Source organism: Nocardia sp. NPDC058633 (assembly GCF_042717045.1).
GTDB lineage: Bacteria > Actinomycetota > Actinomycetes > Mycobacteriales > Mycobacteriaceae > Nocardia.
Window position 1 is genome coordinate 158,969 of sequence record NZ_JBHXRA010000015.1, and the last position, 25,110, is coordinate 184,078.

Annotated in this window: 26 protein-coding genes; 11 read left to right on the forward strand and 15 right to left on the reverse strand. The window is 68.6% G+C overall.

Annotated elements, in window-relative coordinates; translation table 11 throughout:
- Window positions 1-89 precede the first annotated feature (89 nt).
- The 7 genes from ACFWUR_RS21080 to ACFWUR_RS21110 all read right to left on the reverse strand — a co-directional run bounded on the left by ACFWUR_RS21080 (window position 90) and on the right by ACFWUR_RS21110 (window position 11,022).
- Window positions 90-1,688 (reverse strand): serine/threonine-protein kinase, encoded by a 1,599-nt coding sequence (locus ACFWUR_RS21080; RefSeq protein WP_378908977.1) that lies wholly within the window; start codon window positions 1,686-1,688, stop codon window positions 90-92.
- An 88-nt stretch (window positions 1,689-1,776) separates the two neighbouring features.
- On the reverse strand, window positions 1,777-3,519 hold the full coding sequence (locus tag ACFWUR_RS21085) for a penicillin-binding transpeptidase domain-containing protein (RefSeq protein ID WP_378908978.1): 1,743 nt from the start codon (window positions 3,517-3,519) through the stop codon (window positions 1,777-1,779).
- Between the two features lie 67 nt (window positions 3,520-3,586).
- On the reverse strand, window positions 3,587-5,635 hold the full coding sequence (locus ACFWUR_RS21090) for an acyltransferase family protein (protein ID WP_378909030.1): 2,049 nt from the start codon (window positions 5,633-5,635) through the stop codon (window positions 3,587-3,589).
- Between the two features lie 120 nt (window positions 5,636-5,755).
- A complete protein-coding gene (locus ACFWUR_RS21095; protein WP_378908980.1) occupies window positions 5,756-6,616 on the reverse strand; it encodes an arylamine N-acetyltransferase in 861 nt (286 codons plus the stop codon).
- 65 nt (window positions 6,617-6,681) lie between these two features.
- Window positions 6,682-7,674 (reverse strand): alpha/beta hydrolase family protein, encoded by a 993-nt coding sequence (locus tag ACFWUR_RS21100; protein ID WP_378908981.1) that lies wholly within the window; start codon window positions 7,672-7,674, stop codon window positions 6,682-6,684.
- Window positions 7,675-7,816: 142 nt separating this feature from the next.
- Window positions 7,817-8,797: a TAXI family TRAP transporter solute-binding subunit gene (locus ACFWUR_RS21105; RefSeq protein ID WP_378908982.1), complete on the reverse strand. Its 981-nt coding sequence runs from the start codon at window positions 8,795-8,797 to the stop codon at window positions 7,817-7,819.
- A gap of 47 nt (window positions 8,798-8,844) precedes the next feature.
- Entirely contained in the window at window positions 8,845-11,022 is a 2,178-nt protein-coding gene (locus tag ACFWUR_RS21110) for a TRAP transporter permease (protein WP_378908984.1), read from the reverse strand.
- A gap of 176 nt (window positions 11,023-11,198) precedes the next feature.
- Between ACFWUR_RS21110 and ACFWUR_RS21115 the strand changes: the two genes are divergently transcribed.
- Both ACFWUR_RS21115 and ACFWUR_RS21120 read left to right on the forward strand, forming a co-directional pair.
- On the forward strand, window positions 11,199-11,783 hold the full coding sequence (locus ACFWUR_RS21115) for a hypothetical protein (protein ID WP_378908985.1): 585 nt from the start codon (window positions 11,199-11,201) through the stop codon (window positions 11,781-11,783).
- Between the two features lie 69 nt (window positions 11,784-11,852).
- Window positions 11,853-13,031: a winged helix DNA-binding domain-containing protein gene (locus ACFWUR_RS21120; protein ID WP_378908986.1), complete on the forward strand. Its 1,179-nt coding sequence runs from the start codon at window positions 11,853-11,855 to the stop codon at window positions 13,029-13,031.
- A 25-nt stretch (window positions 13,032-13,056) separates the two neighbouring features.
- Here ACFWUR_RS21120 and ACFWUR_RS21125 read toward each other — a convergent pair whose 3' ends face one another.
- Window positions 13,057-13,392 (reverse strand): YnfA family protein, encoded by a 336-nt coding sequence (locus tag ACFWUR_RS21125; protein ID WP_378908988.1) that lies wholly within the window; start codon window positions 13,390-13,392, stop codon window positions 13,057-13,059.
- 45 nt (window positions 13,393-13,437) lie between these two features.
- The gene (locus tag ACFWUR_RS21130) at window positions 13,438-13,797 is read right to left on the reverse strand and encodes an Rv2640c family ArsR-like transcriptional regulator (RefSeq protein ID WP_378908989.1); all 360 of its coding nucleotides are present in this window, start codon (window positions 13,795-13,797) and stop codon (window positions 13,438-13,440) included.
- Window positions 13,798-13,896: 99 nt separating this feature from the next.
- Here ACFWUR_RS21130 and ACFWUR_RS21135 point away from each other — a divergent pair, with 99 nt between their 5' ends.
- The 5 genes from ACFWUR_RS21135 to ACFWUR_RS21155 all read left to right on the forward strand — a co-directional run bounded on the left by ACFWUR_RS21135 (window position 13,897) and on the right by ACFWUR_RS21155 (window position 16,787).
- Window positions 13,897-14,415: an ArsI/CadI family heavy metal resistance metalloenzyme gene (locus ACFWUR_RS21135; RefSeq protein WP_378908990.1), complete on the forward strand. Its 519-nt coding sequence runs from the start codon at window positions 13,897-13,899 to the stop codon at window positions 14,413-14,415.
- A 67-nt stretch (window positions 14,416-14,482) separates the two neighbouring features.
- A complete protein-coding gene (locus ACFWUR_RS21140; protein ID WP_378908991.1) occupies window positions 14,483-14,854 on the forward strand; it encodes an ArsR/SmtB family transcription factor in 372 nt (123 codons plus the stop codon).
- On the forward strand, window positions 14,851-15,948 hold the full coding sequence (arsB, locus tag ACFWUR_RS21145) for an ACR3 family arsenite efflux transporter (protein WP_378908992.1): 1,098 nt from the start codon (window positions 14,851-14,853) through the stop codon (window positions 15,946-15,948). The genes ACFWUR_RS21140 and arsB overlap by 4 nt, the downstream gene beginning before the upstream one ends.
- A complete protein-coding gene (locus tag ACFWUR_RS21150; protein WP_378908993.1) occupies window positions 15,945-16,361 on the forward strand; it encodes a low molecular weight phosphatase family protein in 417 nt (138 codons plus the stop codon). Before arsB ends, ACFWUR_RS21150 begins: the two co-directional genes overlap by 4 nt.
- Before the next feature lie 15 nt (window positions 16,362-16,376).
- Complete coding sequence (locus ACFWUR_RS21155; protein ID WP_378908994.1) at window positions 16,377-16,787, forward strand: arsenate reductase ArsC; 411 nt, start codon at window positions 16,377-16,379, stop codon at window positions 16,785-16,787.
- A gap of 74 nt (window positions 16,788-16,861) precedes the next feature.
- Here ACFWUR_RS21155 and ACFWUR_RS21160 read toward each other — a convergent pair whose 3' ends face one another.
- The gene (locus tag ACFWUR_RS21160) at window positions 16,862-17,578 is read right to left on the reverse strand and encodes an NUDIX domain-containing protein (RefSeq protein ID WP_378908995.1); all 717 of its coding nucleotides are present in this window, start codon (window positions 17,576-17,578) and stop codon (window positions 16,862-16,864) included.
- A gap of 78 nt (window positions 17,579-17,656) precedes the next feature.
- Here ACFWUR_RS21160 and nadA point away from each other — a divergent pair, with 78 nt between their 5' ends.
- From nadA to ACFWUR_RS21180, 4 genes are all read left to right on the forward strand, one after another.
- A complete protein-coding gene (gene nadA, locus ACFWUR_RS21165) occupies window positions 17,657-18,694 on the forward strand; it encodes a quinolinate synthase NadA (protein WP_378908996.1) in 1,038 nt (345 codons plus the stop codon).
- Between the two features lie 31 nt (window positions 18,695-18,725).
- On the forward strand, window positions 18,726-20,375 hold the full coding sequence (locus ACFWUR_RS21170) for an L-aspartate oxidase (protein ID WP_378908998.1): 1,650 nt from the start codon (window positions 18,726-18,728) through the stop codon (window positions 20,373-20,375).
- A 199-nt stretch (window positions 20,376-20,574) separates the two neighbouring features.
- A complete protein-coding gene (nadC, locus tag ACFWUR_RS21175; RefSeq protein ID WP_378908999.1) occupies window positions 20,575-21,435 on the forward strand; it encodes a carboxylating nicotinate-nucleotide diphosphorylase in 861 nt (286 codons plus the stop codon).
- 146 nt (window positions 21,436-21,581) lie between these two features.
- A complete protein-coding gene (locus ACFWUR_RS21180; RefSeq protein WP_378909000.1) occupies window positions 21,582-22,076 on the forward strand; it encodes a nitroreductase/quinone reductase family protein in 495 nt (164 codons plus the stop codon).
- 11 nt (window positions 22,077-22,087) lie between these two features.
- Here the strand turns inward: ACFWUR_RS21180 and ACFWUR_RS21185 are convergent, their stop codons facing one another.
- The 5 genes from ACFWUR_RS21185 to bioB all read right to left on the reverse strand — a co-directional run bounded on the left by ACFWUR_RS21185 (window position 22,088) and on the right by bioB (window position 24,970).
- Window positions 22,088-22,243: a hypothetical protein gene (locus tag ACFWUR_RS21185; protein ID WP_378909001.1), complete on the reverse strand. Its 156-nt coding sequence runs from the start codon at window positions 22,241-22,243 to the stop codon at window positions 22,088-22,090.
- 120 nt (window positions 22,244-22,363) lie between these two features.
- A complete protein-coding gene (locus ACFWUR_RS21190) occupies window positions 22,364-22,897 on the reverse strand; it encodes a DUF1353 domain-containing protein (RefSeq protein ID WP_378909002.1) in 534 nt (177 codons plus the stop codon).
- 70 nt (window positions 22,898-22,967) lie between these two features.
- Window positions 22,968-23,618, reverse strand: coding sequence for a DUF2567 domain-containing protein (locus ACFWUR_RS21195; protein ID WP_378909003.1), 651 nt, complete (start codon window positions 23,616-23,618; stop codon window positions 22,968-22,970).
- Window positions 23,618-23,884, reverse strand: coding sequence for a hypothetical protein (locus tag ACFWUR_RS21200; protein WP_378909031.1), 267 nt, complete (start codon window positions 23,882-23,884; stop codon window positions 23,618-23,620). Before ACFWUR_RS21200 ends, ACFWUR_RS21195 begins: the two co-directional genes overlap by 1 nt.
- A 72-nt stretch (window positions 23,885-23,956) precedes the next feature.
- Window positions 23,957-24,970: a biotin synthase BioB gene (gene bioB, locus ACFWUR_RS21205; protein WP_378909004.1), complete on the reverse strand. Its 1,014-nt coding sequence runs from the start codon at window positions 24,968-24,970 to the stop codon at window positions 23,957-23,959.
- Window positions 24,971-25,110 lie beyond the last annotated feature (140 nt).

The following is a 25,110-nucleotide window of genomic DNA, read 5'->3' on the forward strand; positions in this document are numbered from 1 at the left end:
TTACCAGCCTAATGGTCGACCGCCATCGCTTTTCCAGCACATCCCGCCGAAGCGACGGACCCGACCGGCGGATCCGTCGCACGCACCAGCTAGCGGGTGTCTCCGTCGATGCGCAGACTGCCCCCGGAGTTCACCACACGCATGACCATGGCCTTGGTGGAGCCGTCGATGGTGATGCTGGCCAGGCGCATGTTCGTGGAGCCGTCGGCGTTGTTGCCGCTCACGGCGGTGATGCTGGCGAAGTTGTTGACGGTGCGGGCGTCCCAGTATTCGCGGAACGCGGCCTCACTGCCGTAGACCTGCTGTGCGGCGGGGGTCAGCAGCGACCAGGAACCGGCGGGGTTGCTGAAGAAGTTCTCGACCAGCAGACCGGCCGATCCGATGTCGACGGTGCCCACATTGGTGGCCTGCCCGAGCGGGGGCACAGTCACGCTGGGCGTGGGGGCCGCCGAGGACTGCGCCGAGGTGAGCGGGCTCGCCTGCACCGACGGCGAATCCGAATCGGAGCTGCTCAGCGCACTGATGGTGACGGCGATGGCCGCGACCACCGCGCCGACGCCGGACCCGATCAGCACCGCGCGGCCCTTGCCCGCCTGCTTGCGCGGGGCGGGCATGGGGTGGGCCTGGGTGCGCGGATGCGCGGCGGTGTCCTGACGGACCTGCGGACGCGGATTCGAGCGAATCTGGCGGGTCGTGGCGGTGGACGCGCCCGCATGGGAGGTCCGGCCGCCGGACTGCCGGATCACCTGGGTGGTCGCCGAGGAGTTGCGGCGACCGAAAGCCTCACTGGCAGGAACGAATCCGGCCGGCACCGCGTTCTCGTCCTCGGCGAAATGAGCCAGCGCTTCGCGCGCCTCGGTCATCGTCGGGCGGTCGAGGGGGTCCGGGCTGAGCAGGTCGAGCAGGAAATCGGTGGCCGGGCCCGCGTTGTGAGGCTCGCGCACCTGCCCGTTGGCGGCGGCGTAGAGCACCGCGAGCGGATTGGAGTTGGCGCCGTAGGGCGGCTCGCCTTCCAGCGCGTGGAAAAGCGTTGCGCCCAGGGCGAATACGTCGGCGGCGGGCGTCGGGTCGGAGCCGCGCGCGACCTCGGGAGCCAGGTACGCGGCGGTGCCGCAGATCAGCCCGGTCTCGGTGAGCGTGACGTCACCGGCCGCGCGGGAGATGCCGAAGTCGGTGATTTTCACCTCACCGTGGTCACCGAGCAGGATATTGCCCGGTTTCACGTCGCGGTGCACCAAACCGGCCTGGTGGGCGGCGATCAACGAGGACGCGACCATCTCACCGATGCGGGCGACCTCGAGCAGCGGCAGCGGGCCCTTCTGGCCCAGCTCACCCGCGAGGCTGACCGACTTCAGGTACTCCATCACCAGGCACGGATCACCGTTGTGCTCGGTGATGTCGAATACCACGATGGCGTTGGGATGCTGGAAGCGCGCCGCGTTGCGGGCTTCCCGAATGGCACGCTGACGCAACACATCCCGCTCACCCTCGGGCAAGCTGGGTTTGATGTGGATCTGCTTCACTGCCACGGAGCGTTGGAGGCGTTCGTCGACAGCACGCCATACAACGCCTGTGCCGCCGCTACCAATACGCTCGACCAGGCGGTAATGCTCCGCGATCTTCTGACCGGTATCGATGGCGCCTACTCCGAACCTTCTCGAAATTGTGACATCCCGCGTATTGACCATGGATATGGTCCGCCGACGAGTGTAGCTGGCTGGGTGATGACCGCGTGCGGCAGCGGGGGGATTGCTCGCCTGCGGAGGGAAAGACGACTCATGGTGTCACACGTAGCATCCGTCCCGCTGCCTCGACCGCCGGTCCGGAGCTTCCGGCGTCCGCGACGAACACCGCGAACGCCAGGTCACCGTCGATGCCGACGAACCATCCGTGGGCGTGGGTGTCGTCGAGGTACTCGGCGGTGCCGGTCTTGCCGAGCAGGCCGGGAATATCGCGCAGCGCGGTGGCCGTGCCCGCGGTCACCGTCTCCCCCATCATGGTCTTCAGCTGCGACGTCACCTCCGCGGGCACCGGCGCCGACGGCCGATCCGGGGTGCCGGGACGGCCGCGGATGATGCTCGGAGCGGGCGCGGAGCCGTGCGCGAGGGAGGCCGCGACGAGCGCCATCCCGAACGGCGAGGCGGTCACCGTGCCCTGTCCGATGCTCGATTCGACCCGCTGCGCCGGAGTTTGCGCGAGTGGAACCTTCCCTGTGACAGTCGTCAAGCCGGGTGTCACATAGTCGACTCCGAGACCCAACTGCTGGGCGGCCGCGGTGAGTCCGTCGGCAGGCAATTTCACTCCCAGTTCGGCCATCGTGGTGTTGCACGAGCGTGCGAACGCGGTGTGCAGGGGCACCATACCCAGGTCGAAGCCGTTGTCGTTGGGAATCGTGCGGCCCTCGATGGTGGCGCGGCCCGGACACGGCAGCACGGTGTCGGGGGTGAGGCCGCCCGCCTGCAGTGCCGCCGAGACCGTGACGGTCTTGAACGTGGACCCCGGCGGGTAGAGCCCGGTCAGCGCGATCGGACCCTGGGCGTCGGCGGGCGCGTTCTGGGCGAGGGCCAGTACCTCGCCGGTCGATGGCCGCAGGGCGACGATGGCGGCCGGGGTCGCGATCGGGGTGAGCGCGTCCTCCGCGGCGTGCTGTAGGTCGATGTCGAGCGTGCCGGCGATGTCGGCGGTCGGTTTCGCGTCCGGTCCGGCGATGCGCTGGGTGCCGTCGGGGGTCTGCGCGCGGATCGCCCAGCCCGCGGCGGCGTCGGCCTGCTCCTGCCAGACCTCGGCCAGCCCGGCGAGGGTGGGTCCGGCGAGGGTCTTGTCGACGGTGAGCAGCCGGGTCTGCGGGGCGAGCGTGACTCCGCGCACGCCGGTCAACCCCTGCTGCACGGGCGCGATGTCGACATCGCGCAGGGCTACGGCGGTGATCGGTTTGCCCTGTGCCGCAGCGAGATCGGCCTGCAAGGTGGCCACGGTGACCCCCTGCGGCGCGAGCAGCGCCGCGACGGCGGGCAGGTCGGCATCGGGGGCCACGTTCACCAGCGTGACCGTTTGCTGGGTCATCAGGTCACCCCCCGAGGCGTCGAGCACTCGCGCCGGTTCGGCGGCGACCGGGCTGTAGGCGAGCGGGCCGAGGTCGAGGCCGGGCGCGACCGTGGTCGGCTGCCAGGCGATTTTCCAGTCGTCGGCGCCGGTGGTGGTTCCGGTGGTGGTGTAGGTCCACGCGTTGCGGCCCTCGGGGCCGAATTTCCAGGTGGATTCCAGCGTGAAGGAGGTGTCGTCGGTGGCCGACACCCGCACCGTGTCGTTCTTGCCCAGGTTGTCGAACAGCGCGGTCAGGACCGGCAGAGCCCGCTCGGGTGCGTCGGTGAGCGCGGCGGCCGCAGCCGCGTCCGCGCTGGTCAGCGCGGCGGCGAAGGATTCGGCGACGGTCTGGGGTTGATCGGGTCCGGATGAGCAGGCCAGTGGCAACACAGCGAGCGCGACGAGCAGGACCGGAGCCTTCCGTGGGGTGCGCACGGGTCCGAGGGTAGCCGGATCGGTGGGGCCGGTGGGGTTGTTGTGGCAGCGGTACGGAGTCCGCTCGCTACCACCAACCCGTGATCGCCCCGATCTGGCGACCGAGTTCGGGAGCGAGCGAGCGGGCGTAGCTGGCGGTCAGATGGTGTTCGTCGCGATAGATGAGCACATTGCCCTCCACCACCCGGCAGCGCTGCGGTCGGCAGACGGCGTCGGACAGATCGAGCGGATGGACATTGGGATACCCGGCCGCCGGTTCCGCGGCGGGATCGCGCGCGTCGAGGGCGTCGGCGCGATCGAGCCCGCAGCTGTCGGGGTCGCCGCGGTGGGCGAGGCAATCGGTGGCGCGGTAGAGGACACCGTCGCGACGCAGCCGCGGCGTGTCACGCAGCGCGAGCACATTGAACCCTCGGTCCTGCATCGCCGTCCACACCTCGAGGTATTCGGCGGGCACCTCGTCGCCCACCCCGTTCATGCGGTAGCGGGTGGACAGGGTCAGCACCCAGTTCGGTGGTTCGGCGGAGAGCCGGTCGAGCACCTCGACGGACCATTCGTGGCATTCGGGAAACGGCCACTCAGCGTAGGACGGCTGATCGGCGAGGACCACCGGGCACCCTTCCTTGAGATAGGAGACCACCCGGAAGCCGTGTTCGACGGCGAGCGGTTCCAACGCGGGCAGCCAGTGCTCGGAGTGCGAGCCGCCGACCAGCGCGATCGAGCGGGTGGCGGTGGGGTCGCCGTAGGTACAGACGCGGACTTCGCGATTGGGGGTGATGCAGCCGTCGGTGGTCGGCGGCGGAGTGTCGGCCTGCCCTTCGAAGACGGTGGGGCGCATGGGTTCCGTTGCGAACTCGGCGCCGGAGAGCAGGGCCGCGGCGCCCGGATAGCGGTGGGTGTCCAGTGCCTGCGGCGGCGCGGCCGGGTTGGCCACCAACACCACCTGCCAACCCAACGAGGCGATCAGCACCGCGACAGCCGTGCCGGTGACCAGCGCCCCGGTCACCGGCCGGTTCTCCACCCGCCGGCCGCGAGGCGGCATCCGCAGGGGTGTCTCGATGAGGCGGGTGGTCGCGTAGGCCAGCACCAGCGAGGTGCCGATCACCACCAGCCCGTCGACGACCCCCGCGTTCGCGCGCCCGGTCTCACCCAGATAGAAGATCAGGATCGGCCAGTGCCACAGATACAGCGGGTAGGCCAACGTGCCGAGTTCGGTGCACACCCGTCCGGCCAGCAGCCGATTCGGCCACGCCTGCGCGCTGCCCCCGAACCCCGACGCGATCACCAGGCAGGCCGCTGCCACCGGCCAGAGCGCCGCGACACCGGGGAACTGACTCGCGCCGTCGAACAGCGGCCCGCACGACAGCACCATGGCCAGCCCGATCGCCGCCGCCGCCGCGCGCAGCCGGGTCGGTATCCGCGACCACGGGGCAGCGACAGCCAGAATCGCACCGGCCAGCAGCTCCCAGCCGCGCGCGAGGCTGTCGTAGTAGGTCCATGCCTGATGCTGCCCGGTGCCCGATGCCGCGTACCAGAACGAGAGCAACCCCAGCCCGGCCAGCACGAACACCAAAGTGAGGCGCCCGGCCGAACCGCGCCTGCGCAACCAGGCCCACCCCGCCAGCAGCACCAGGATCGCCAGGTAGAACTGCCCCTGTACCGACATCGACCACAGATGCTGCATCGGGCTCACCGACGGATCGGGTGAGAGATAGTCGAGCTCGGCGGTGGCCAGATACCAGTTCTGGCCGTAGAACATCGAGGCCAACGTCTGCGCGGCGGCCTCGCCCAGCTGCGTATACGGGCGCAACACCACCGTGGCGAGCAGAATCGCCGCCAACACCACGACCAACGACGGCATCAACCTGCGCACGGTCCGTCGCGCGGTCTCCCGCACCGACACCCCGCCGCGCCGCTCCACCCCGCGCACCACCGCGCCGGTGAAGAAGAATCCCGACAGCACCAGAAAAACGTCGACACCGCCGGATACGCGACCCGCCCACACGTGGAACGCCACCACGAGCGCGATCGCTATCCCGCGCAGTCCGTCCAGATCCTGACGCCGTGCGACGGTGCCCCCGACCGCCGCACCCGCCACCAACGGCGATGCGGTCCGGATCTTCGGCACCAACGACCCCACAGAATCTGCCCCCACAAAGAAAAAGTTTCCTGGCAAGTAACCATCAATTTGCCGTAGCGACACCCAGGAAGCAAACCGGCATGCCGTGGGGGGAGGGTGCTATCGCGCTCGCCAGGGAGTGGTCGCGAGGGTGGCGGCGTCGGTTCCGGCGAGGTCGATGTCGAACACCTCGGCCAGTATCTCGGTCAGCTCGGTGGGGTCGATGTCACGCGAGGTGGCGGTGCCGTCGGGATATTCCGCGCTCAGGGTCAGGTCGTCGAGCACATGGTGGACGTCGGGCAGGAACCGCTGGAGGAAGGGGCGCGTGGTGAACGGCGAGCGTGGCGAGGTGGACACGAAGTGGTTGCCGACCGCGTAGTCGATGCGGAACTGCGGGTTCTCGGTGAAGGTATAGCGGTCGATCCAGCCGGCGCCGCCGAACTGGTACAACACCCACAGGCCCTCGGCCCCGCGCTCCAGCCGATAACGCCAGGCACCGAGCGTGAATTCGCCGCCGCTGTCGACCAGTTCGAACGGCTCCAGCGGCCCGAAGCCGAACCCGACGTCGCAGATCCAGACGCGATCGTCGTCGGGGGTGGTCACGCGCAGCAGGGCGTGGGTCGCGGGCCGGAGCGCGCCGGTGGCGGCCGCTCCGTAGGTGACCCGGCCGCTGAGCCCGGTGACACCGAATCCGAGCCGTTCGAGCGCGGCGGCGAAGACGCCGACGTTCTCGTAGCAGTATCCGCCGCGTCGTTGCCGCAACAGCTTGTCCTGCAGGGTTTTCAGGTCCAGCGCGATACCGCGGCCGAGGATGATCTCGAGATTCTCGAAAGGGATCGTGGTCGTGTGGGCGCGCACCAGGGCGCGCAGGGTGTCGACCGACGCCGTGCGTGGCCCGTCGTAACCGATCCGCGCCAGATAGGCGTCCAGATCGAGCTCGCCACCCTGCCAGCCGTGATCGTCGGGCACTTCGTCGGTCATCGCATCCTCGTTCCGGTCGGTGTCTGTGTCGCACAACCTCGGTACCGCGGACGTTGTTCCCCCGCTCAGGCCGCGCACTTCGCGCCCGCGGGGGCCGCCGGTGCGGTGACCAAGCCGTGCTCGACGTCGACGACATAGTCACTGACCTGCGGTGCCAGCGGCTCGGTCCCCGCGAGCAGCCGCAACACCACACACCCGCCCTCGAACAGCGCGGGCCCGACCGAGTGATCACCGGCCACGACCGCGCCGGTGAGATCGCGCCCGCTGACCACGGTGTAGAAGGAGAACGGTTTGCCCGCCGCGGTCAGCGCGGCACGCAATTCCACGCTGGTCGCGAAGGGCACCACCGTGTCGGCGGTGCCGTGGATCAAGAAGGCCCTGCGCATCGACATCCGGTCGGCGAGCAACGCGGGCGAGCGCTCGACGTAGGCGAGTGGGCAGATCATCGGTGTGCAGCCGCCCGCGTCCCGTTCGATCTGGCGGGGCAGGGCAGGGTTCACCGACCCGCCGGCCGCCCACATGGTGAAATCGTCGGCGGGACCGTAATTGTCGACCCAGTAGTCGAACAGCCCGGGCGGACCGTGCGCCACCGCGAGGCCGCTGGTGACGCCGCCCTGGCTCCACCCCCACAGGACCGTGGACTCGATGGTGGGATGCTCGCCGCGATACCACTGGGTCGCGGCCACGAGATCGCGCCAACCCGCCCACAGATTCCAGTCCCCGGTACGCCACGGCCCGTCGGCGCTGCGCAGATCCATCAGCAGGATCGGCGACCCACCGGTCAGCGCGAGCGCGGACATGTACGGCGCGAAATCGGCCGACGAACCACCGTGTCCGTGCACCGCGACCACCAACTTCGCGGCCGGGCTGTCGCCGGGGACGCAGCGATACGGCTCGTACACGCGCCCGGTCGCCCGCTCACCGTCCACGGTGATCGCGACCTGGCGCAGGTCGACACCGGGAGCGCACGGCGGTTGCGCTCGCACGGCGGGTCCGAGGGCGCCCGACACCACGAACAGCAACGCGCACACCGCCACGACGACCCCGACCCGCTTCATGCCGCGATTGTCCGGCACCCACCGACGGCGGTCCAGCACATCGTCGCGCGTTCCTTCGCCGACCCGACACGGGCCTCGCATCCGTGGGGGATGCGAGGCCCGGCGGCACCCGAGTGTCGGCACGGCTCCGTTCGAGGTGTCCTCAGCGCAGCGCGACCTCCGAGCCACGATGCAACTGCACCGGGGCCGTCGCGCTCGCGGTGTCGGCGTCGATCCCCTTGGCGGCCGGATTCGCCTGTTCGAGTTGGGGTTTGCGTTCCAGCAGCGTCTCGGTGAGCACGCAGGCCAGGTTCGCGTCGAGGTCGTCGCGGACGACGAGCAGGTTGGGCACCACGATGGTCGGCGCGTCGGCGGGCAATCCGTAGGTGGCGGCCGGGATCGAACCCGTCTCGTAGACCGGGTTGATCTCCTTCAGTTTCGGCAGCACTCCGGTGATGTCGAGGAAGCGCACCTTGTCCCCGGCGGTGGTGAACAGGTCGGTGATGCCGGGCGTCGGCAGGCCCCCGGACCAGAACATGGCGTCGATGGAACCGTCCTTGAGCCCGTCGACGGTCTTGGTCAGGTCCAGGCGTTGGCCGGAGACGTCGCTGTCGGGGTCGAGGCCCGCGGCCTGCAGCACTCGCTGGGCGATCACCTCGGTGCCGGATTTGGGCGAGCCGGTGGAGACCCGTTTGCCGCGTAGATCGGCGAGGGAGTTGATGCCGGCGTCGGTGCGCACGATGACCTGGGTGTAGTTGTCGTAGAGCCGCGCCAGTGCGCGAATCGGCTGCGCGCTGGTGAAACTGCCCTTGCCCGCGACCGCGTCGGCCGCGGAGTCGGCGAGCGAGAAACCGACCTGATAGGTGCCGCCGACGACCTGCTGGATGTTCTGCACCGAGGCGCCGGTCTCGGCCGCGGTCGCCTTCACGGTGCCACCGGTGGCGGAGGAGATCTGCTCGGCGTAGGCGTTGCCCAGCGCGAAGTACACGCCGGTGGCATTGCCGGTGGCGATACCGATCCTGGTGTCCTGCTTCACTTCACAGCTCACCTCGCCACCCGCGTCGGCCGTCGGGGTGTCCTGCCTGCCACCGCAGCCGGTGAGCAACGCGGCGGCCGCGACCACCGCGACAATTGTTCTGACCATGAGGTCCCCTTCCGTCGACGGCCGAGCCGCCTGCCGATTCCCACGGATCACGGTGTGTCCGTGGATGTTCTGTTCGCCCGGTCGACGAGACCCGCCACCGCCGCGACGACCAGCAACCCGAGTCCGATCCCGGTGGCGACCGGGTTCGGGTACAGCAATGTCAGACCCGCGGCGGCGGCGATCGCGCGCGCGATCGGCCCGATCGCACCGATCCCGAACAGCCAGCCGCCGGTGGCCGCCGCCAGCGCCGCGACACCCACACAGGCCGCCGCGCTGACCCACAGCACGTCCAGCACCGCCCCGCGCCCGAGCAGGTGCTGCCCGGAATCGGTGAGCACGAACATCAGTGGCACCAGGAACGCGGGCAGCGCGTAGCGCAGGGCGTGCCACATCGTCGGCATGGCCTTCGCGCCGGTCACCGCGGCCGCGCCGACGGCGGCCAGCGCGGTCGGCGGCGTCACCTCCGAGAGCACCGAGAAGTAGAAGACGAACATGGCGGCGGCGGGTGCGGCGACGTGCAGGTCGAGCAGCGCGGGCCCGATGATCACCCAGCCGATGACGAACGACGCGGTCACCGGGACCGCGAGGCCGAGCAGCGACAACGCGATCGCCGCCAGCACCGCGGTGGTCGCCAAGACGACGGCGGGATTGTCCGACAGTGCCGAACCCGCCTTCACCAGCAGCGCGGCCAGTTGCGCACCGAGACCGGTCTTGGTGGTCATCGCGGTGATCACGCCCGCGGCGGCACACACCGCGACCACGGGTAGCGCCGAGCGCATGCCGTACGACAGCGCGCGCAGTGCCTCGATCGCGAACCGAACCGAACTCTGTCGTGACCAGCGCTGCCCACTCGTTTCCGAGACCGGGGAATCGACTGCGAGCGCGGCCGATTCCGGTGCGGTCGGCGGTTTCGTGAGGTCGGTGGCCGTAGTCGCCGGACCGATGCGGTCCTCGGCCGGCGAGGTGCCTCGCAGGATCCGGTCCGGGATCGCGAGCAGCAGCGCGAGCAGTGTCGCGTAGACGACCGCGCGGGTCGCGCTCATTCCGGCCAGCAGGAGCACCACGATCACGATCAGTGACGAGAAGTGGTATCCGAAGCGCCCCAGCAGTTTCCACCACGGCGTGGGCAGCGGACCGTCGGCCGGATCCGCGGGGGTTCGCCCTTCGGCGTGAATCCGGCGTGCGTCGATCTCGACCGACAGCAGGATGCCGAGGTAGTACAGCAGCGTCGGGATGAGTGCCCAGCCGAGCACCGTCACATACGACACGTTGAGGTATTCGGCGACGATGAACGCCGCGACGCCCAGCGTGGGCGGTGACAGAATCGCACCGACGCCCGCCGCGGCGAGCATTCCGCCCGCCTGTTCGGGCCGATAGCCCGCCTTGCGCAGAATCGGCCAGGTCACCGCGCCGGTGCTCACCGCGGTCGCGGTTCCCGATCCCGACACGGTCCCGAGCAGAAACCCCGACGCCACCGCCGTACGCCCTGCCGCGCTGTGCGATCGACGAAACAGCGACACCGACAGATCGACGAAGAACCTCGCCGCGCCGGAGAATTCGAGCACCGCCCCGTACAGCGTGAACAACACGATGTAGCTGGCGGCCACGTCGAGCGGTGTGCCGTAGAAGCCGCTGCCGGAGTTGTACAGAGCGTCGACGATCTGATCGACATCGAGCCCCGCGTGGGCGATCTGCCAATCCTGCGGCAACAGACCGCCGTAGTACCCGTACCCGAGGAACACCAGGCACACCACCGGCAAGATCACCCCGGTGGTCCGCCTGCACGCCTCGAGCACGAGCACCAACAGCAACCCGCCCATGACGACATCGAGCGGTGCCAGCATTCCCTGCCGGTCGAGAAACGCGTCGTATCCCCCACCCGCGTCACCGATCCGAAACGGCAACACCGGATACAGGCACACCACCACCGTGACCACGGCCAACACCCAGTCGAGCACCGAGGGCCCGTCGGCCCGATCGAGCGGACCCCACCACGACCGATAGCTCAGATACACCAGCGGTAGCGCGACAGCCAGAAAGATGACGAGGTAGTACTGGCTACCCTGCGCCAACGGCCGAAACACCTGCCACACCGACAACAACGCGAGCCCGAGCGCGACAACACCGACCAGCCGACGCGGGAATCCGGACAGCACCCGAGCGGGCCGCTCCTCATCGTCCACCCCCAGCTCAGCCGCGGTGACAACCGGTGGCGCTGCGCTCATGAGCGGACGATAGCAACGAGATTCACACCCGGTGACGAAATCGACCACCGCACAGTCTGTACAAAATGGACACTACGCACAGCTGCGAGTCGCCTACCTCGACACCCACTCCCCCGTTCTCGGTCCCACGACTGCGAGTAGCCACCGATCGGCGCCCGAGCGCTGTCGGAACGGCCGTGGACAATGAGGTAGTGGACGCGACGCGACGAATCGTTGTGGTGGGGACATCGGGCTCGGGCAAGAGCACGCTGGCCCGCCGCATCTCTCACCGGCTCGATATCCCGCACATCGAACTGGACGCGATCCACCATCAACCGAACTGGACACCGATGTCCGCACCTGATTTCCAGGCCGCCGTCGCCGAGCGAATCGCGCAGGATGCCTGGGTCGTCGACGGTAACTACCGGAACAAGCTAGGCGACCTGGTGTGGCAGCGCGCCGACACCGTGGTCTGGTTCGACCTGCCCCGATGGCGGGTGATGCGACAGATCATCGGCCGAACGGTGGGCCGCGCGCTGACCGGGCGCGAGCTGTGGAACGGCAACCGGGAACGCTGGCGCGAGATGATCTCGCTCGACCCGGCGCGGTCGGTGATCATGTGGGCTTGGACGACCCACGCAAACAATCGGGCGAGTTACCTTGCAGCACAGGCAGACCCGATATTCGCTGATCTCAGCTTCGTCCGGGTGGGCTCACATCGCGAGGCCGCCGCCTTCCTCGACGGACTCGGCGGTCGCGCCGCGTCATCACCGCGAAAGTAGCTCGCCTTCACCATCGCGGTCCGGCTCGGGCCTCGCACGGTTGTCGGTGCCCCCGCCTACGATCCGCTCATGCTCTCGATCGATACCGCACAGCGTCGCGCCCGCCTGGCGATCAGGCATCGGCTCGCGCCGTCGGCCCGCGCGAACGACCCTGTCGACATCGCTCGTTCGATGGTGGTTCTGCACGCCACCGATCCGGCGACAGTGTTCGTCTCGGTCGGTGCTCGCGGCATCGATCTCACGCCGGCCGATGTCGAGAAGGCGCTCTACGACGACCGCACCCTGATCCGCATGCTCGCCATGCGGCGCACCATGTTCGTCGCGCCGGTCGAGTTGCTCGCGGTGTTGCAGGCTTCTACGTGCGATGCGCTGGCGCACAAGCAGCGCCGTACCTACGGGCGCTATATCGAGCAGGCGGGCGTGGTCGACGGTGACATCGGGAGTTGGCTCGCCGAGGTCGAAGCCGAGACCCATGCGGCGCTGCTGGCCCGTGGCGCGGCGACCGGTGTCCAGTTGAGCAAAGAGGTGCCGCGCCTGCGCACCCAGATCGACACCGCCCCCGGAAAGTCCTACTCCAAACCGACCAGCATCACCACCTGGGTGCTCGTCGTGCTCGGCGCCGAGGGCCGCATCGTGCGCGGCCGCCCGAACGGCAGCTGGACCAGCAGCCAGTACACCTGGGCACCCGTGGAAACCTGGCTGCCCCAGGGTTTCGCACCGCTGCCCGCGGAGGCTGCCAGGGTGGAGCTGGTGCGACAGTGGTTGCACACCTTCGGCCCGGCACCGATCACGGACCTGAAATGGTGGACCGGCTGGACCCTGGGCGAAGTCCGAAAAGCCTTGGCAGTACTGGACACAGTCGAGGTGGACCTCGACGGCACCCCCGGTCTGATCCTCGCCGACGATCTCGCGCCCGTGCCCACCCCCGAACCCTGGGCAGCCCTGCTCCCCGCCCTCGACCCCACCCCCATGGGCTGGCAATCCCGCGACTGGTTCCTCGGCCCCCACGCCCCCGCCCTCTTCGACACCAACGGCAATATCGGCCCCTCCATCTGGGCCGACGGCCGCATCGTGGGCGGCTGGGCCCAGCGCCCCGACGGCGAGGTGGTCACCCGACTGCTCGAAGACGTGGGCGCCGACACCGAGAAACTCATCGACGCCGAAAAAGCACGCACCACAACATGGTTCGGCGAGGTACGAGCCATCCCCCGATTCCGCACACCCCTACAACGCGAACTCACCGCCTGAGCGGGCCGACCGCCCGGAGCGAGGGTCAGGCAGGGCGCGGCGCGTACATGATGACCGCGACGCCGACGAGGCAGATGATGGCCCCGATCACGTCCCATCGATCGGGGCGAAACCCGTCCAGAGCCATGCCCCACAGCAGAGACCCGGCGACGAACACCCCACCGTAGGCGGCGAGGATCCGCCCGAAATTCGCGTCGGGCTGCAACGTGGCGACGAAGCCATACACGCCGAGGGCGATCACACCGGCACCGATCCACGCCCAGCCACGATGCTCCCGTACTCCCTGCCAGACCAGCCAGGCCCCGCCGATCTCGGCGATCGCGGCCAGGACGAACAGCAGGATCGAGCGCAGCACGGTCACCGACGAAGCCTAGATGCCGCTGCGCCTGGTCGACGAAGGCGTCGATCAGGTGCAGCAGTTGGGGTCGAGCACCGTACACAGCGCCGACAGCGCGTCGCGGCGGGCACGGTGGATCGTGTTCATCCCGCGCCGCTGCGACGTCACCAGGCCCGCTTTGCGCAGCTGGCCCAGATGATGAGAAACCGTGGACTCGCCCAGGCCGACCGCGGCGGCCAGGTCGCCACCGTTCTCCTCGCCGAGCGGGCTGGTCAGCAGCAACGACAGCAACTTGACCCTGGCCGGGTCGGCGATCGCCTTGAGGCGTAGCGCCACCTCCAGCGCGGCGGCATCGTCGACGGGCCCCGCCGCGACGGGTGCACAGCAGACAGGGGCGGACATGTCGATCAGGGGTAGCGCCTTGGGCATGAAATCAACCCTACCCGCGGTATTGACATATGTCGAAAAGGTGAGCAGACTCAGCAACACAAGTTCTTCGATATATGTCACACAAGTGGAGGTTCGATCATGTCTCGTATCCAGCTGGCCCTCAACGTCGACGACCTCGACACCGCCGTGCGGTTCTACTCCACCCTGTTCGATACCGAACCGGCCAAGCGCAAGCCCGGCTACGCCAATTTCGCGATCACCGAGCCCCCGCTCAAGCTCGTGCTGATCGAGAACGCGGGCCAGGGCGGCTCCATCAACCACCTCGGAGTCGAGGTCGAATCCTCCGAGCAGGTACACGGCGAGATCGCCCGACTCTCCGAGGCCGGCCTGTTCACCGAGGAGCAGATCGCAACCACGTGTTGCTTCGCCACCCAGGACAAGGTGTGGGTGACCGGGCCGGGCGCCGAGCGATGGGAGGTCTACACGGTGCTGTCCGACAGCGAAACCTTCGGCACCGCACCCGAACTCGGCCGCACCGACGCCGAGGCGCTCGACGTGTGCTGCGGCACCGCCGCCGACGCCGAGGCCGAGGGCGCCTGCTGCGCCACCGAGGCCAAGACGAAGGCCGTCGCCTCGGGAGCGAGCTGCTGCGGCTGACCGCGAGCGAGCGAGTTCACTCGGTGTTCGCTTGCCTTCTTGATTAGACATCGGTCAATATCGACATATGTCGAACCAAGATCTGCCGCTGAGTGTGGCCTCACCCCCGTGTGAGGCCACGCCCCGCACCCGCCCACCGATGACCGGTGAGACCGCCGCCGAGCTGGCCGTGCTGTTCAAGGCCCTCGCCGACCCGGTTCGGTTGCGGCTGCTCTCGGCGATCGCGTCCCGCGCCGACGGCGAGGCGTGCGTGTGCGACCTGTCGACGGGGATCGACGTCACCCAGCCGACCATTTCCCACCACCTGAAAGTGCTGCGCGAAGCCGGTTTGCTGACCAGTGAGCGCCGCGCCTCCTGGGTGTACTACCGGGTCGTCCCGCACGCGCTGGCGCGGTTGTCGGATGTGCTCGCGGTCGAGGCAGGAGCGGTGAGCACATGAGTACCACGACCGACCAACCCGCCGTCGTGGGCAAATTGTCGACGCTCGACCGTTTCCTTCCCGTCTGGATCGGCGTGGCGATGGCCGCCGGACTGTTGCTCGGGCGAATGATCCCCGGCCTCGGCGACGCGGTGAGCGCGGTCGAGATCGACGGCATCTCCCTGCCGATCGCCATCGGGCTACTGATCATGATGTATCCGGTCCTGGCCAAAGTTCGCTACGACCGCCTCGACTCCGTCACCGGCGACCGCAAACTCCTGATCAGCTCCCTGGTGTTGAACTGGATCCTCGGACCCGCGCTGATGTTCGCCCTGGCCTGGCTGCTGCTTCCCGATCTGCCCGAATACCGCACCGGCCTGATCATCGTGGGCCTGGCCCGCTGCATCGCCATGGTCATCATCTGGAACGACCTGGCCTGCGGCGATCGCGAAGCCGCCGCGGTACTGGTCGCCTTGAACTCGGTTTTCCAGGTCTTCATGTTCGCCGTGCTCGGCTGGTTCTACCTGTCGATCCTGCCCGGCTGGCTCGGCCTCGAACAGACCACCATCGACGTTTCCCCCTGGCAGATCGCGAAATCGGTTCTGATCTTCCTCGGCTTTCCCCTGCTGGCCGGATTCTTGACCCGGCGCCTCGGCGAACGCGCCAAGGGGCGTGAATGGTACGAATCGACATTCCTGCCCAAGCTCGGGCCCTGGGCGCTCTACGGCCTGCTGTTCACCATCGTGATCCTGTTCGCCCTGCAAGGCGAGCAGATCACTTCCCACCCGCTCGACGTGGTCCGCATCGCCATCCCGCTGCTGGCCTACTTCGCGATCATGTGGGGCGGCGGCTACGCGATGGGCGCGGCCATCGGTCTCGGCTACGAACGCACCACCACCCTCGCCTTCACCGCCGCGGGCAACAATTTCGAACTGGCCATCGCCGTAGCGATCGCCACCTACGGTGTCACGTCCGGCCAAGCACTCGCCGGTGTCGTCGGCCCGCTCATCGAAGTCCCCGTACTGGTCGGGCTGGTCTATGTCTCCCTGGCGCTGCGCAAACGGTTCGAGCCCGCCTCGACTTCGTCCGTCGACGAGGGGGTGACGCGGCGATGACCACGCCTTCTGTGCTGTTCGTCTGTGTCAAGAACGGCGGCAAATCCCAGATGGCCGCGGGCCTGATGCGCGCCGTCGCCGGTGACCGGGTCGAAATCCATTCCGCCGGAACCGAACCAGGCACCTCGGTCAATACCCTGTCGGCGCAATCGCTGCTCGAAGTCGGCGTCGACATCCGCGCCGAGATCCCCAAACCGATCGACCCCGCACTCCTGCGCGACGTCGACCTGGTCGTCACCCTCGGCCGCGAAGTCCGTATCGCACCGATCGAGGGCGTGCGAATCATCAACTGGGACACCGACGAACCCTCCGACCGCGGCATCGACGGCATCGAACGAATGCGCCTGGTCCGCGACGACATCACCGCCCGCGTTCGGCACCTTCTGGCCGACCTCGACCTCCCGGCCAGCTGAAAGGCATCGCCCCCCATGACCACCAAACCCAGTGTGCTGTTCGTCTGCGTCCACAACGCCGGACGATCGCAGATGGCCGCCGGATTCCTCACCCACCTCGCCGGTGACGCGATCGAGGTCCGGTCCGCGGGCAGCGCACCCGCGGCGACGATCAACCCGTCCGCGGTCGCGGCGATGGCCGAACTCGGTATCGACATCGCCGACCAGACCCCGAAGATCCTCACCTACGACGCCGTGGAAACCTCCGACGTCGTCATCACCATGGGCTGCGGCGACACCTGCCCAGCATTCCCCGGCGTGAGCTACCGCGACTGGGTCCTCGAGGATCCCGCGGGCAAAGGCGTGGAGGCAGTCCGTCCGATCCGCGACGAGATCAAGTCCCGCGTCGAAGCCCTTGTCGCCGAATTGCTGCCGACCAGAGCCTGAATCTCGCCCGCGTCCCGACCGTCACGAGCCTCGCAACCCCGACCCGTCGGGTGCGAGGCTCGCGCCGTTCGCGCTCAAGCCGGCGGACGGAGGGCGGCGAATTCGTCGGTGACCCGCAGGCCGGAGTCGGTGAAACGGTAGAGAGCCGCGGGGCGGCCCCCCGCTCGCCCGGAGGGAGCGGTGGCCCCGGTGGGGGTGATCACCTTGCGGCGGGTGAGGACTCGTTGGAGGTTGGTGGTGTCGACGTCGTAGCCGAGTGCGGCGCAATAGATTTCGCGCAGGGTCGACATGGTGAACGTGTCGGGGGCCAGGGCGTAGGCGATATTGGTGTAGGAGAGTTTGGCGGCCAGGCGAGTGCGGGCGTGGTCGACGACGGTCCGGTGGTCGAAGGACATGTCGGGCAGGTTCGACACCGGGTGCCAGGTGGTGTCGGACGGGAGTTCGGGCTCGGTGGTCAGGGGCACCAGGCCGAGATAGGCCGAGGCGATGCGGCGGGGCCCGGGGACTCGATCAGGGTTGCTGAACACCGACAACTGCTCGAGATGGGCCAGTTCTCGCACGTCGACTTTCTCGGCGAGCTGGCGACCGGCCGAGGTGTCGAGGTCTTCGTCGTCACGGAGGCGACCCCCCGGCAGCGACCACGTGCCCTTCTGCGGGTCTAGCGCACGTTCCCACAGCAGAACCGCCAGTTCGGGATGCTTGGCGCCTCTACCTGCGTAAACACTGTCGGGGAAGCGGCGAACCTGGAACACCGCGGTGAGCGTTTCGTGGATGGTGTTACTATGGGGCACGTTTTCGATTATAAGTCGAAAACCTGGTTTGGTGCGAATCGCGGCGACGGAGCCGCTCGCACGAGGAAGGGAGCCACCATGGCGACGACGACTGCACAGCAGACGCTGATGGGTTCGGTGTTCGACGGACCCACGGGCTACGCGGGTGTCGAGGCGACGCCGGAATGGGCGCAGGAGGTGCGCCGCCTGGCGCGCGAACGCAATGCGACCATCCTCGCGCACAACTATCAGCTGCCCGAGATCCAGGACGTGGCCGACCACGTGGGCGACTCGCTGGCACTGTCGCGCATCGCGGCCGAGGCCGAAGAGGACACCATCGTGTTCTGCGGCGTGCACTTCATGGCCGAGACCGCCAAGATCCTCAGCCCGGCCAAGACCGTGCTCATCCCCGACCAGCGCGCGGGCTGCTCGCTGGCCGACTCGATCTCCGCCGAGGAACTGCGCGCGTGGAAGGCCGAACACCCCGACGCGATGGTGGTGTCCTATGTGAACACCACCGCCGAGGTGAAGGCACTCACCGACATCTGCTGCACCTCCTCCAACGCCGTCGACGTGGTCGACTCGATCGATCCCGACCGCGAGGTGTTGTTCCTGCCCGACCAGTTCCTCGGCGCGCACGTCAAGCGCGAGACCGGACGCGAGAACATGCACATCTGGGCCGGTGAGTGCCACGTGCACGCTGGCATCAACGGCGACGAACTCACCGAGCAGGCCCGCACCCACCCGGATGCCGAACTGTTCGTGCACCCGGAGTGCGGTTGCGCCACCTCGGCGCTGTACCTGGCCGGCGAGGGCGCGTTCCCGGCCGAGCGGGTACACATCCTGTCGACCGGCGGGATGATCGACGCGGCGAAGGCCTCGCGCTCCACCCAGGTGCTGGTGGCGACCGAGGTCGGCATGCTGCACCAGCTGCGCAAGGCGGCGCCCGGGATCGACTTCCAGGCCGTCAACGATCGCGCGTCCTGCAAGTACATGAAGATGATCACCCCGGCCGCGCTGCTGCGCTGCCTGGTCGAAGGCGCCGACGAGGTCCATGTCGACCTGGCGATGGCCGAGGCCGGTCGGGCCTCGGTGCAGCGCATGATCGCCATCGGAAATTCCGGTGGTGGCGAGTGAGCGCCACCACGGGGTCGAGCGGGTAACGACGATGACGGTTCCGGTTTCCTGGGAGGCCGAGGCCGACCTGGTGGTGATCGGCGGCGGCGTCGCGGGGCTGACCGCGGCCCGCACCGCGTCGCTGCGCGGGCTGCGGGTGCTGACCCTGAGCAAGGGCGGCCCGACCGATACCTCCACCCAGTACGCGCAGGGCGGCATCGCTGTCGTCGCGCCGCAGGGCGATTCGGTCGATTCGCATGTGCACGACACGGTCGAGGCCGGAGCCGGGCTGTGCGCGGAGAGCGCGGTGCACTCGATCGTCGAGGGTGGCCAGGCCGCGGTCGCCGCGCTGACCGACCTCGGCGCGGTGTTCGATCTGGGACGCGACGGACAGATCTCGCGCACCCGTGAAGGCGGGCACAGCACCCGCCGGATCATCCACGCCGGCGGCGACGCCACCGGGGCGGAGGTGCAGCGGGCACTCAACGCGGCCGGACTGCCGGTGCTGTTCGGGGCCGCGGCGCTGCGCGTGGTGACCGGGCCCGACGGCGTGTGCGGCGTTGTCTGCGTGTCGGACAACGGGTTCGGTGTGGTGCACACGCCGGCGGTGCTGCTCGCGACCGGTGGCCTCGGCCAGCTCTACGCGCTGAGCACGAATCCGCCCGGCGCGACCGGCGACGGGGTGGCACTGGCACTGTGGGCCGGTGCCGCGGTGGCCGACCTCGAGTTCGTGCAGTTCCACCCGACGGTGCTCTATACGCCGGGCGGAGTGGGTCGTCGGCCGCTGATCAGCGAGGCGGTCCGCGGTGAGGGCGCGATACTCGTCGACTCCGAGGGTCATCCGGTGACCGCCGGTGTCCATCCCCGAGGTGACCTGGCGCCGCGTGATGTGGTGTCGCGGGCGATCGCCGAGCGGATGCGGGCGCTGGGGACCGACCACGTGTTCCTCGATGCCCGCCGTCTCGACGGTTTCGCCCAGCGGTTCCCGACGATCACCGCGTCCTGCCTGGCCGCGGGAATCGATCCCGGCGCGCAGCTGATCCCGGTCGCACCCGCCGCGCACTATCAGTGCGGTGGCGTGCTCACCGATACCCATGGCCGGACCGAGGTGCCCGGTCTCTACGCGGCGGGCGAGGTCGCGCGCACCGGGCTGCACGGTGCCAATCGGTTGGCTTCCAACAGCCTGCTCGAGGGGCTCGTCGTCGGCGAGCGCGCCGGTGTCGCGGCGGCCGAACGACTCGGGGTGTGTGCTCGGGTCGACGAGATCGCGCCGTGGACACTGGAATTCGCGGACCGGGCGGTGGTGCAACACGCGATGACCGAGCACGCCTCGGTGGTTCGCGACGGCGCGGGTCTGGCGGCGGCGCGCACACGGATCGATGCGGCGATGTCGCTGGTGCCGGTGCCCGATCCGGTCGTCGGCGATTTCCCGACGAGTGCCGGCGCGGAGCAGGATCCGGCGCGGGTCGGGTCGGACCATCTGCACCACATCGAGGATGCGGCGCTGACCCTGACCGCACGAGCCCTGCTGCGCGCCGCGGCGGCGCGCCTCGAGAGTCGCGGCTGCCACACCCGGTCGGAATTTCCGGGCACCGTCGAGGAGCAACGACACAGCACGGCGATCCGCCTCGACGCGCACGGCAGGCTCGAACTGTCTACTGTGGCAGCAGATTTCGATCCTGTGCCGACCGGTGCGCGATGACGATGCCGGTCTGTCGAGCGGCGACCGCGCCCGACGGTAGCCGCCGCCGAGCGGTGCCGAGCCATCACCAGACGCCCGCCGGTCACAAGTCGCGCGTGACCGGCACCGAAACCTGCTGTTGTTCGAGCAATCCCGGCGGACGAGAAGTCCTCGCCCCATCGACCCGGCGCACGGCGCGCCCGAGAACAGGAGTGCAGTGATGGTTCTGGATCCCACACTGGACCGTACGGAGCTGACGACGCTGATCCGCACCGCCCTCGACGAGGACCTACGGTACGGACCCGATGTCACCACCATCGCCACCGTTGCCGAAGACGCGGTGAGCAAGGCCTCGGTGGTCTCGCGCCAGCACGGCACGGTCGCGGGCATCGACGTCGGCCTGCTCGTGCTCGACGAGGTCCTCGGCGCGGGCACCTACGAGATCACCGCGCGCGTCGCCGACGGCACCCGAGTGGAGCCGGGCACCTCGGTGCTGAGCATCGTCGCGCCCACCCGCGGCCTGCTCACCGCCGAACGGACCATGCTCAATCTCGTCTGCCACCTGTCGGGTATCGCCAGCGCCACCGCCGCCTGGGTCGACGCTGTCGAGGGCACCGAGTGCAAGATCCGCGACAGCCGAAAAACCCTGCCCGGCCTGCGCGCCCTGCAGAAGTACGCGGTCCGCGTCGGCGGTGGCGTCAACCATCGGATGGGGCTGGGTGATGCCGCACTGATCAAGGACAACCACGTGGTGGCCGCGGGGTCGGTCGTCGACGCACTGCGCGCGGTCCGCGATTTGGCACCGGATATCGCCTGCGAGGTCGAGGTCGACAGCCTCGAACAACTCGACGCGGTGCTCGCCGAGAACGTCGAACTGGTGCTGCTGGACAATTTCGCGCTCTGGCAGACGCAGGCCGCCGTCCAGCGCCGTAATGCGGCAGCTCCCGACACGAAACTCGAGTCCTCCGGCGGACTGTCGCTCGACCAAGCCGCCGAATACGCGGGCACCGGCGTCGACTACCTCGCCATCGGCGCCCTGACGCACTCGGTGCGCGTACTCGATCTCGGGCTCGATATGTGAGGCCGAAGCCCCGCCCCCGGCGACCTCGGCGGAGCCGCGTGTATCGGCAAGGGGATCGGCCTTGCCTACCGGATCACCGTGCAGACCACATGCCGTGGCGGCTCGGACGGCCGAAAGTTGTCGGTGGCTGGTGTCACACTGCCGTCATGGACAACACCCCAGTGGACGCGAAAGAGATCACCTCCTACGACGATCCGGACGCACCGTGGAACCGGGAGTACTCAGCCGACGAGATGGCCGGTTGGAACGATGGGGTGGTTCGAGAATTCCGGGAGAACGGCGGGCAGGTCGGAGGCGACTACGCGGGTGCCACGCTGTTGTTGTTGACCACGACGGGCGCCAAAAGCGGTAAACCCCATGTGGTTCCGCTAGGGGCGTTGTATCGCGGCGACCTGATGTATGTGAGCTCGTTCATCGAGGATCGGTATCCGGCCTGGTACCACAACGCCAAGGCGGATCCACGGGTCACCATCGAGTTGGGTGCGCAGAAGTTCGCGGCGACGGCCGATGTGCTCACCGGCGAGCGGTACGACGAGTTCGCGGCATGGGCGCTCGCGGAGAATTCGTTGTTGGCCGAATATCAGGCCAAGGTCGACAAACCGTTGCCGCTGGTGGTGCTGACCCGGGCGGAAGCGGAATAGTCCAGCCCCGTTCAGGAGTCGTGGCGGCGATCGCGGTGCTTCGACGTGCGCCGATAGGTGCGCCCGCTGGGCACCGCAGTGGCGGCCGACGAGCTGCGCAAGGCTTGGCGGCGCCGCCAAGCGACCAGATCAGGTCGCTCGGCGGGCTGCCCAACTGCGGCGTTCATGATCAAGTCCTCCCCCGACATCGGTGCTGCCAGGATAGAGAGCTGCCACCACCACACTCCAATGGTTTTCCGGTGAACAGAGCCAGCGGTACCGGTGTTCCCATCGCAGCCGCGAGAAGCTCAGGCGGTCTTCATCTGTGGCGTCGGTGGTGGCGCCTCGGTGCGGCGAGTGATGCGCCCCAACGCCCAGAACGCCAGCTCGACCACCCAGAACACCAGCAGCGCCGCGGTCACCACCAGCACGGGAACAACGAGAAACACCAGGGAGGGCGCCGCGATCAGCAACCAGCCGAGCACATCGACCGCGCGCGCACCGCGTAACCGGCTGCCGAGGCGAACCGCTGCCCACATCATCCATCGTCGCGGCACCGACACCCCGGCCTCGTGCAGGCTGCGCCGGAAAATCCCGTCGGCGTCGGCAGGCCCCACTTCGCCTGTGCGGCGCAGATAGTCGTGCAGGATCGCGGCCCTGGTGTAGGCGCCGTAGCGCGGGATCAGCCACACCAGCGCACGCGGCACCGAGGCGAAGTCGGTGCGGAATCCGGCAGGCACCGTGAAGGTTTCGACCGCGCCCTGATAGGTGAGCGGTTCGGTGAGCCGCCAGAATTTCGCGTCCAGCTCTTCGACGACCGGACCACCACCGATGAATGCCACGACCGTTCCTCTCGCACCACAGCCGGTATCTACCTGCTGTTATGCGAAAATGGTATCGCGCTGGGGTGGCTCAGCCGCGTGGTTGCGAACTCGGATCGAAATCGCCGCTCGGCCGATACTCTTCGGCGCCGTACGGCAGGCGGTAGTCATCGACCTCGTCGCCGAAATCGACTGGACGCAGGTCACCGAGTAGCCCGGCAGCGCCGGAATCGAGATCGACGGCCGGATGCAGCGCGGCGAGGAACAACAGCACCAGGGCGACGAGGAACGGCTGCACCAACAGCGCGAGACCGGTCCCGACTTCCGCGGGCAGCGCGACGATCTGGCCGACCGCCGGATCGTCGGGGCGCGGATGACGCAGGCCCGCAACCCATTCCCCGATCCACATCATCAGCGCGGCGCCCAGCCCCGAGGCGAGCGCCATGCCGAGCACCAGAGTCGGCCCGCGCGCGATCCGAATTCGCCAGGCGCCGATCGCACTCACCACCGCGACCACCGCGCCGAAGCACAGGAACATTCCGACCGCGTCGAACAGGTGCAGGCTCTCCCCGGTGAGTACCGCGGCGCGCCCCGGCTGGGTCACTCGCAACCGTTCGGTCGGCGCGAGCAGACCCCACACCACCCCGGCCGCAGCGCTCGTCACCAGCACCGCCACCATGACAACGCCGACGCCGACGATCTCGCGCCGCAGCACCTCGTGGCGCTCCCCGCGGCCGAGCACTACCGGCGTTCCAACTGTGCCGATTCGATGACTCCGTGCCGCGAGCACTTGGCCCACCAACCGTCGGGGCTGATCTGCACGACCATCCGGCGCCCGCACTGCTCGCAGAATCGTGGCGGTTCGAGGCCGAGCGCGGCCGACGCGGGCATCGCGTCGTCGAGCCCGGGCACGATCCGTGTGCCGGTGAAGGGGTTGTAGCGCTCGACCTCACTGTCGAGTCCGGGCACGATCGGCTCGCGTTGCACGGAATCGTCGCGCTCGTCCACTGCTGCTACCGCCTCTGCGAAGTGCGGCTCGACAGCCGCGACCTGGGTCGATTCCCGATCGTACACAGCGATTTACAGAGTGTCGTTGAGCGCCTTGATCGGCATGCTCAGCTCACCGAGCAGATCCAGATCGGACTCGGCGGGACGACCGAGGGTGGTGAGATAGTTGCCGACGATGACGGCATTGATCCCGCCGAGCATGCCCTGCTTGGCGCCCAGATCGCCGAGGGTGATCTCGCGTCCACCGGCGAAGCGCAAGATGGTGCGCGGCATCGCGAGCCGGAACGTGGCGATGGCGCGCAGCGCGTCGGCGGCGGGCAACACCTCGAGGTCACCGAACGGGGTGCCGGGGCGCGGGTTGAGGAAGTTCAACGGGACCTCGTCGGGGTTCAGCGATGCCAACTGCGCGGCGAACTCGGCCCGCTGTTCGATGGTCTCGCCCATGCCGAGGATGCCACCACAGCACACCTCCATACCGGCCTCGCGCACCATCCGCAGGGTGTCCCAGCGCTCCTCGTAGGAGTGGGTGGTCACGACCTTCGGGAAGTGCGACTTGGCGGTTTCGAGATTGTGGTTGTAGCGGTGCACGCCCATCGCGGCGAGCTGGTCGACCTGCTCCTGGTTGAGCATGCCCAGCGAGCAGGCGACCTGGATGTCGACCTCGTTGCGGATGGCTTCCACACCGGCGGCGACCTGCGCCATCAGGCGCTCGTCGGGACCGCGCACCGCGGCGACGATGCAGAACTCGGTGGCGCCGGTCTTGGCGGTCTGCTTGGCCGCCTCGACCAAGCTGGGGATGTCGAGCCAGGCGGCGCGCACGGGCGACTGGAACAGGCCCGACTGCGAACAGAAGTGGCAGTCCTCGGGGCAGCCGCCGGTCTTGAGGCTGATGATGCCCTCGACCTCGACCTCGGGGCCGCACCACTTCATCCGCACATCGTGGGCGAGCTCGAGCAGCGCCTCCAGGCGGTCGTCACCCAGGCGCAGCACCTCGACGGCCTGCTGCTCGGTGAGGCCTTCGCCGCGCTCGAGCACCTGCTCACGGGCGATGGCCAGAATATCGGTCTGGACGGGTGCCTGCGTCACGACGTGATGTCCCTTCGACGGGGTGTGCGCACGTGCCGTGGGTGTGATCCACCCGGCGTGGCCGTGCAACTTGAACGGTGTTCAGGATAGGGTAGCGGCTGCGAGTGAGTCACGACACTCGGGTCGGAAATCGGACGGAA

Coding starts and splice junctions, on each gene's coding strand:
- ACFWUR_RS21080 (WP_378908977.1), bottom strand. CDS start 1,688: ATGGTCAATACGCGGGATGTCACAATTTCGAGAAGGTTCGGAGTAGGC.
- ACFWUR_RS21135 (WP_378908990.1), top strand. CDS start 13,897: ATGTCTCGTATCCAGCTGGCCCTCAACGTCGACGACCTCGACACCGCC.
- nadA (WP_378908996.1), top strand. CDS start 17,657: ATGGCGACGACGACTGCACAGCAGACGCTGATGGGTTCGGTGTTCGAC.
- ACFWUR_RS21110 (WP_378908984.1), bottom strand. CDS start 11,022: ATGAGCGCAGCGCCACCGGTTGTCACCGCGGCTGAGCTGGGGGTGGAC.
- ACFWUR_RS21105 (WP_378908982.1), bottom strand. CDS start 8,797: ATGGTCAGAACAATTGTCGCGGTGGTCGCGGCCGCCGCGTTGCTCACC.
- ACFWUR_RS21185 (WP_378909001.1), bottom strand. CDS start 22,243: ATGAACGCCGCAGTTGGGCAGCCCGCCGAGCGACCTGATCTGGTCGCT.
- ACFWUR_RS21155 (WP_378908994.1), top strand. CDS start 16,377: ATGACCACCAAACCCAGTGTGCTGTTCGTCTGCGTCCACAACGCCGGA.
- ACFWUR_RS21180 (WP_378909000.1), top strand. CDS start 21,582: ATGGACAACACCCCAGTGGACGCGAAAGAGATCACCTCCTACGACGAT.
- ACFWUR_RS21100 (WP_378908981.1), bottom strand. CDS start 7,674: ATGAAGCGGGTCGGGGTCGTCGTGGCGGTGTGCGCGTTGCTGTTCGTG.
- ACFWUR_RS21150 (WP_378908993.1), top strand. CDS start 15,945: ATGACCACGCCTTCTGTGCTGTTCGTCTGTGTCAAGAACGGCGGCAAA.
- ACFWUR_RS21170 (WP_378908998.1), top strand. CDS start 18,726: ATGACGGTTCCGGTTTCCTGGGAGGCCGAGGCCGACCTGGTGGTGATC.
- ACFWUR_RS21095 (WP_378908980.1), bottom strand. CDS start 6,616: ATGACCGACGAAGTGCCCGACGATCACGGCTGGCAGGGTGGCGAGCTC.
- ACFWUR_RS21120 (WP_378908986.1), top strand. CDS start 11,853: ATGCTCTCGATCGATACCGCACAGCGTCGCGCCCGCCTGGCGATCAGG.
- ACFWUR_RS21140 (WP_378908991.1), top strand. CDS start 14,483: ATGTCGAACCAAGATCTGCCGCTGAGTGTGGCCTCACCCCCGTGTGAG.
- arsB (WP_378908992.1), top strand. CDS start 14,851: ATGAGTACCACGACCGACCAACCCGCCGTCGTGGGCAAATTGTCGACG.
- ACFWUR_RS21130 (WP_378908989.1), bottom strand. CDS start 13,797: ATGCCCAAGGCGCTACCCCTGATCGACATGTCCGCCCCTGTCTGCTGT.
- nadC (WP_378908999.1), top strand. CDS start 20,575: ATGGTTCTGGATCCCACACTGGACCGTACGGAGCTGACGACGCTGATC.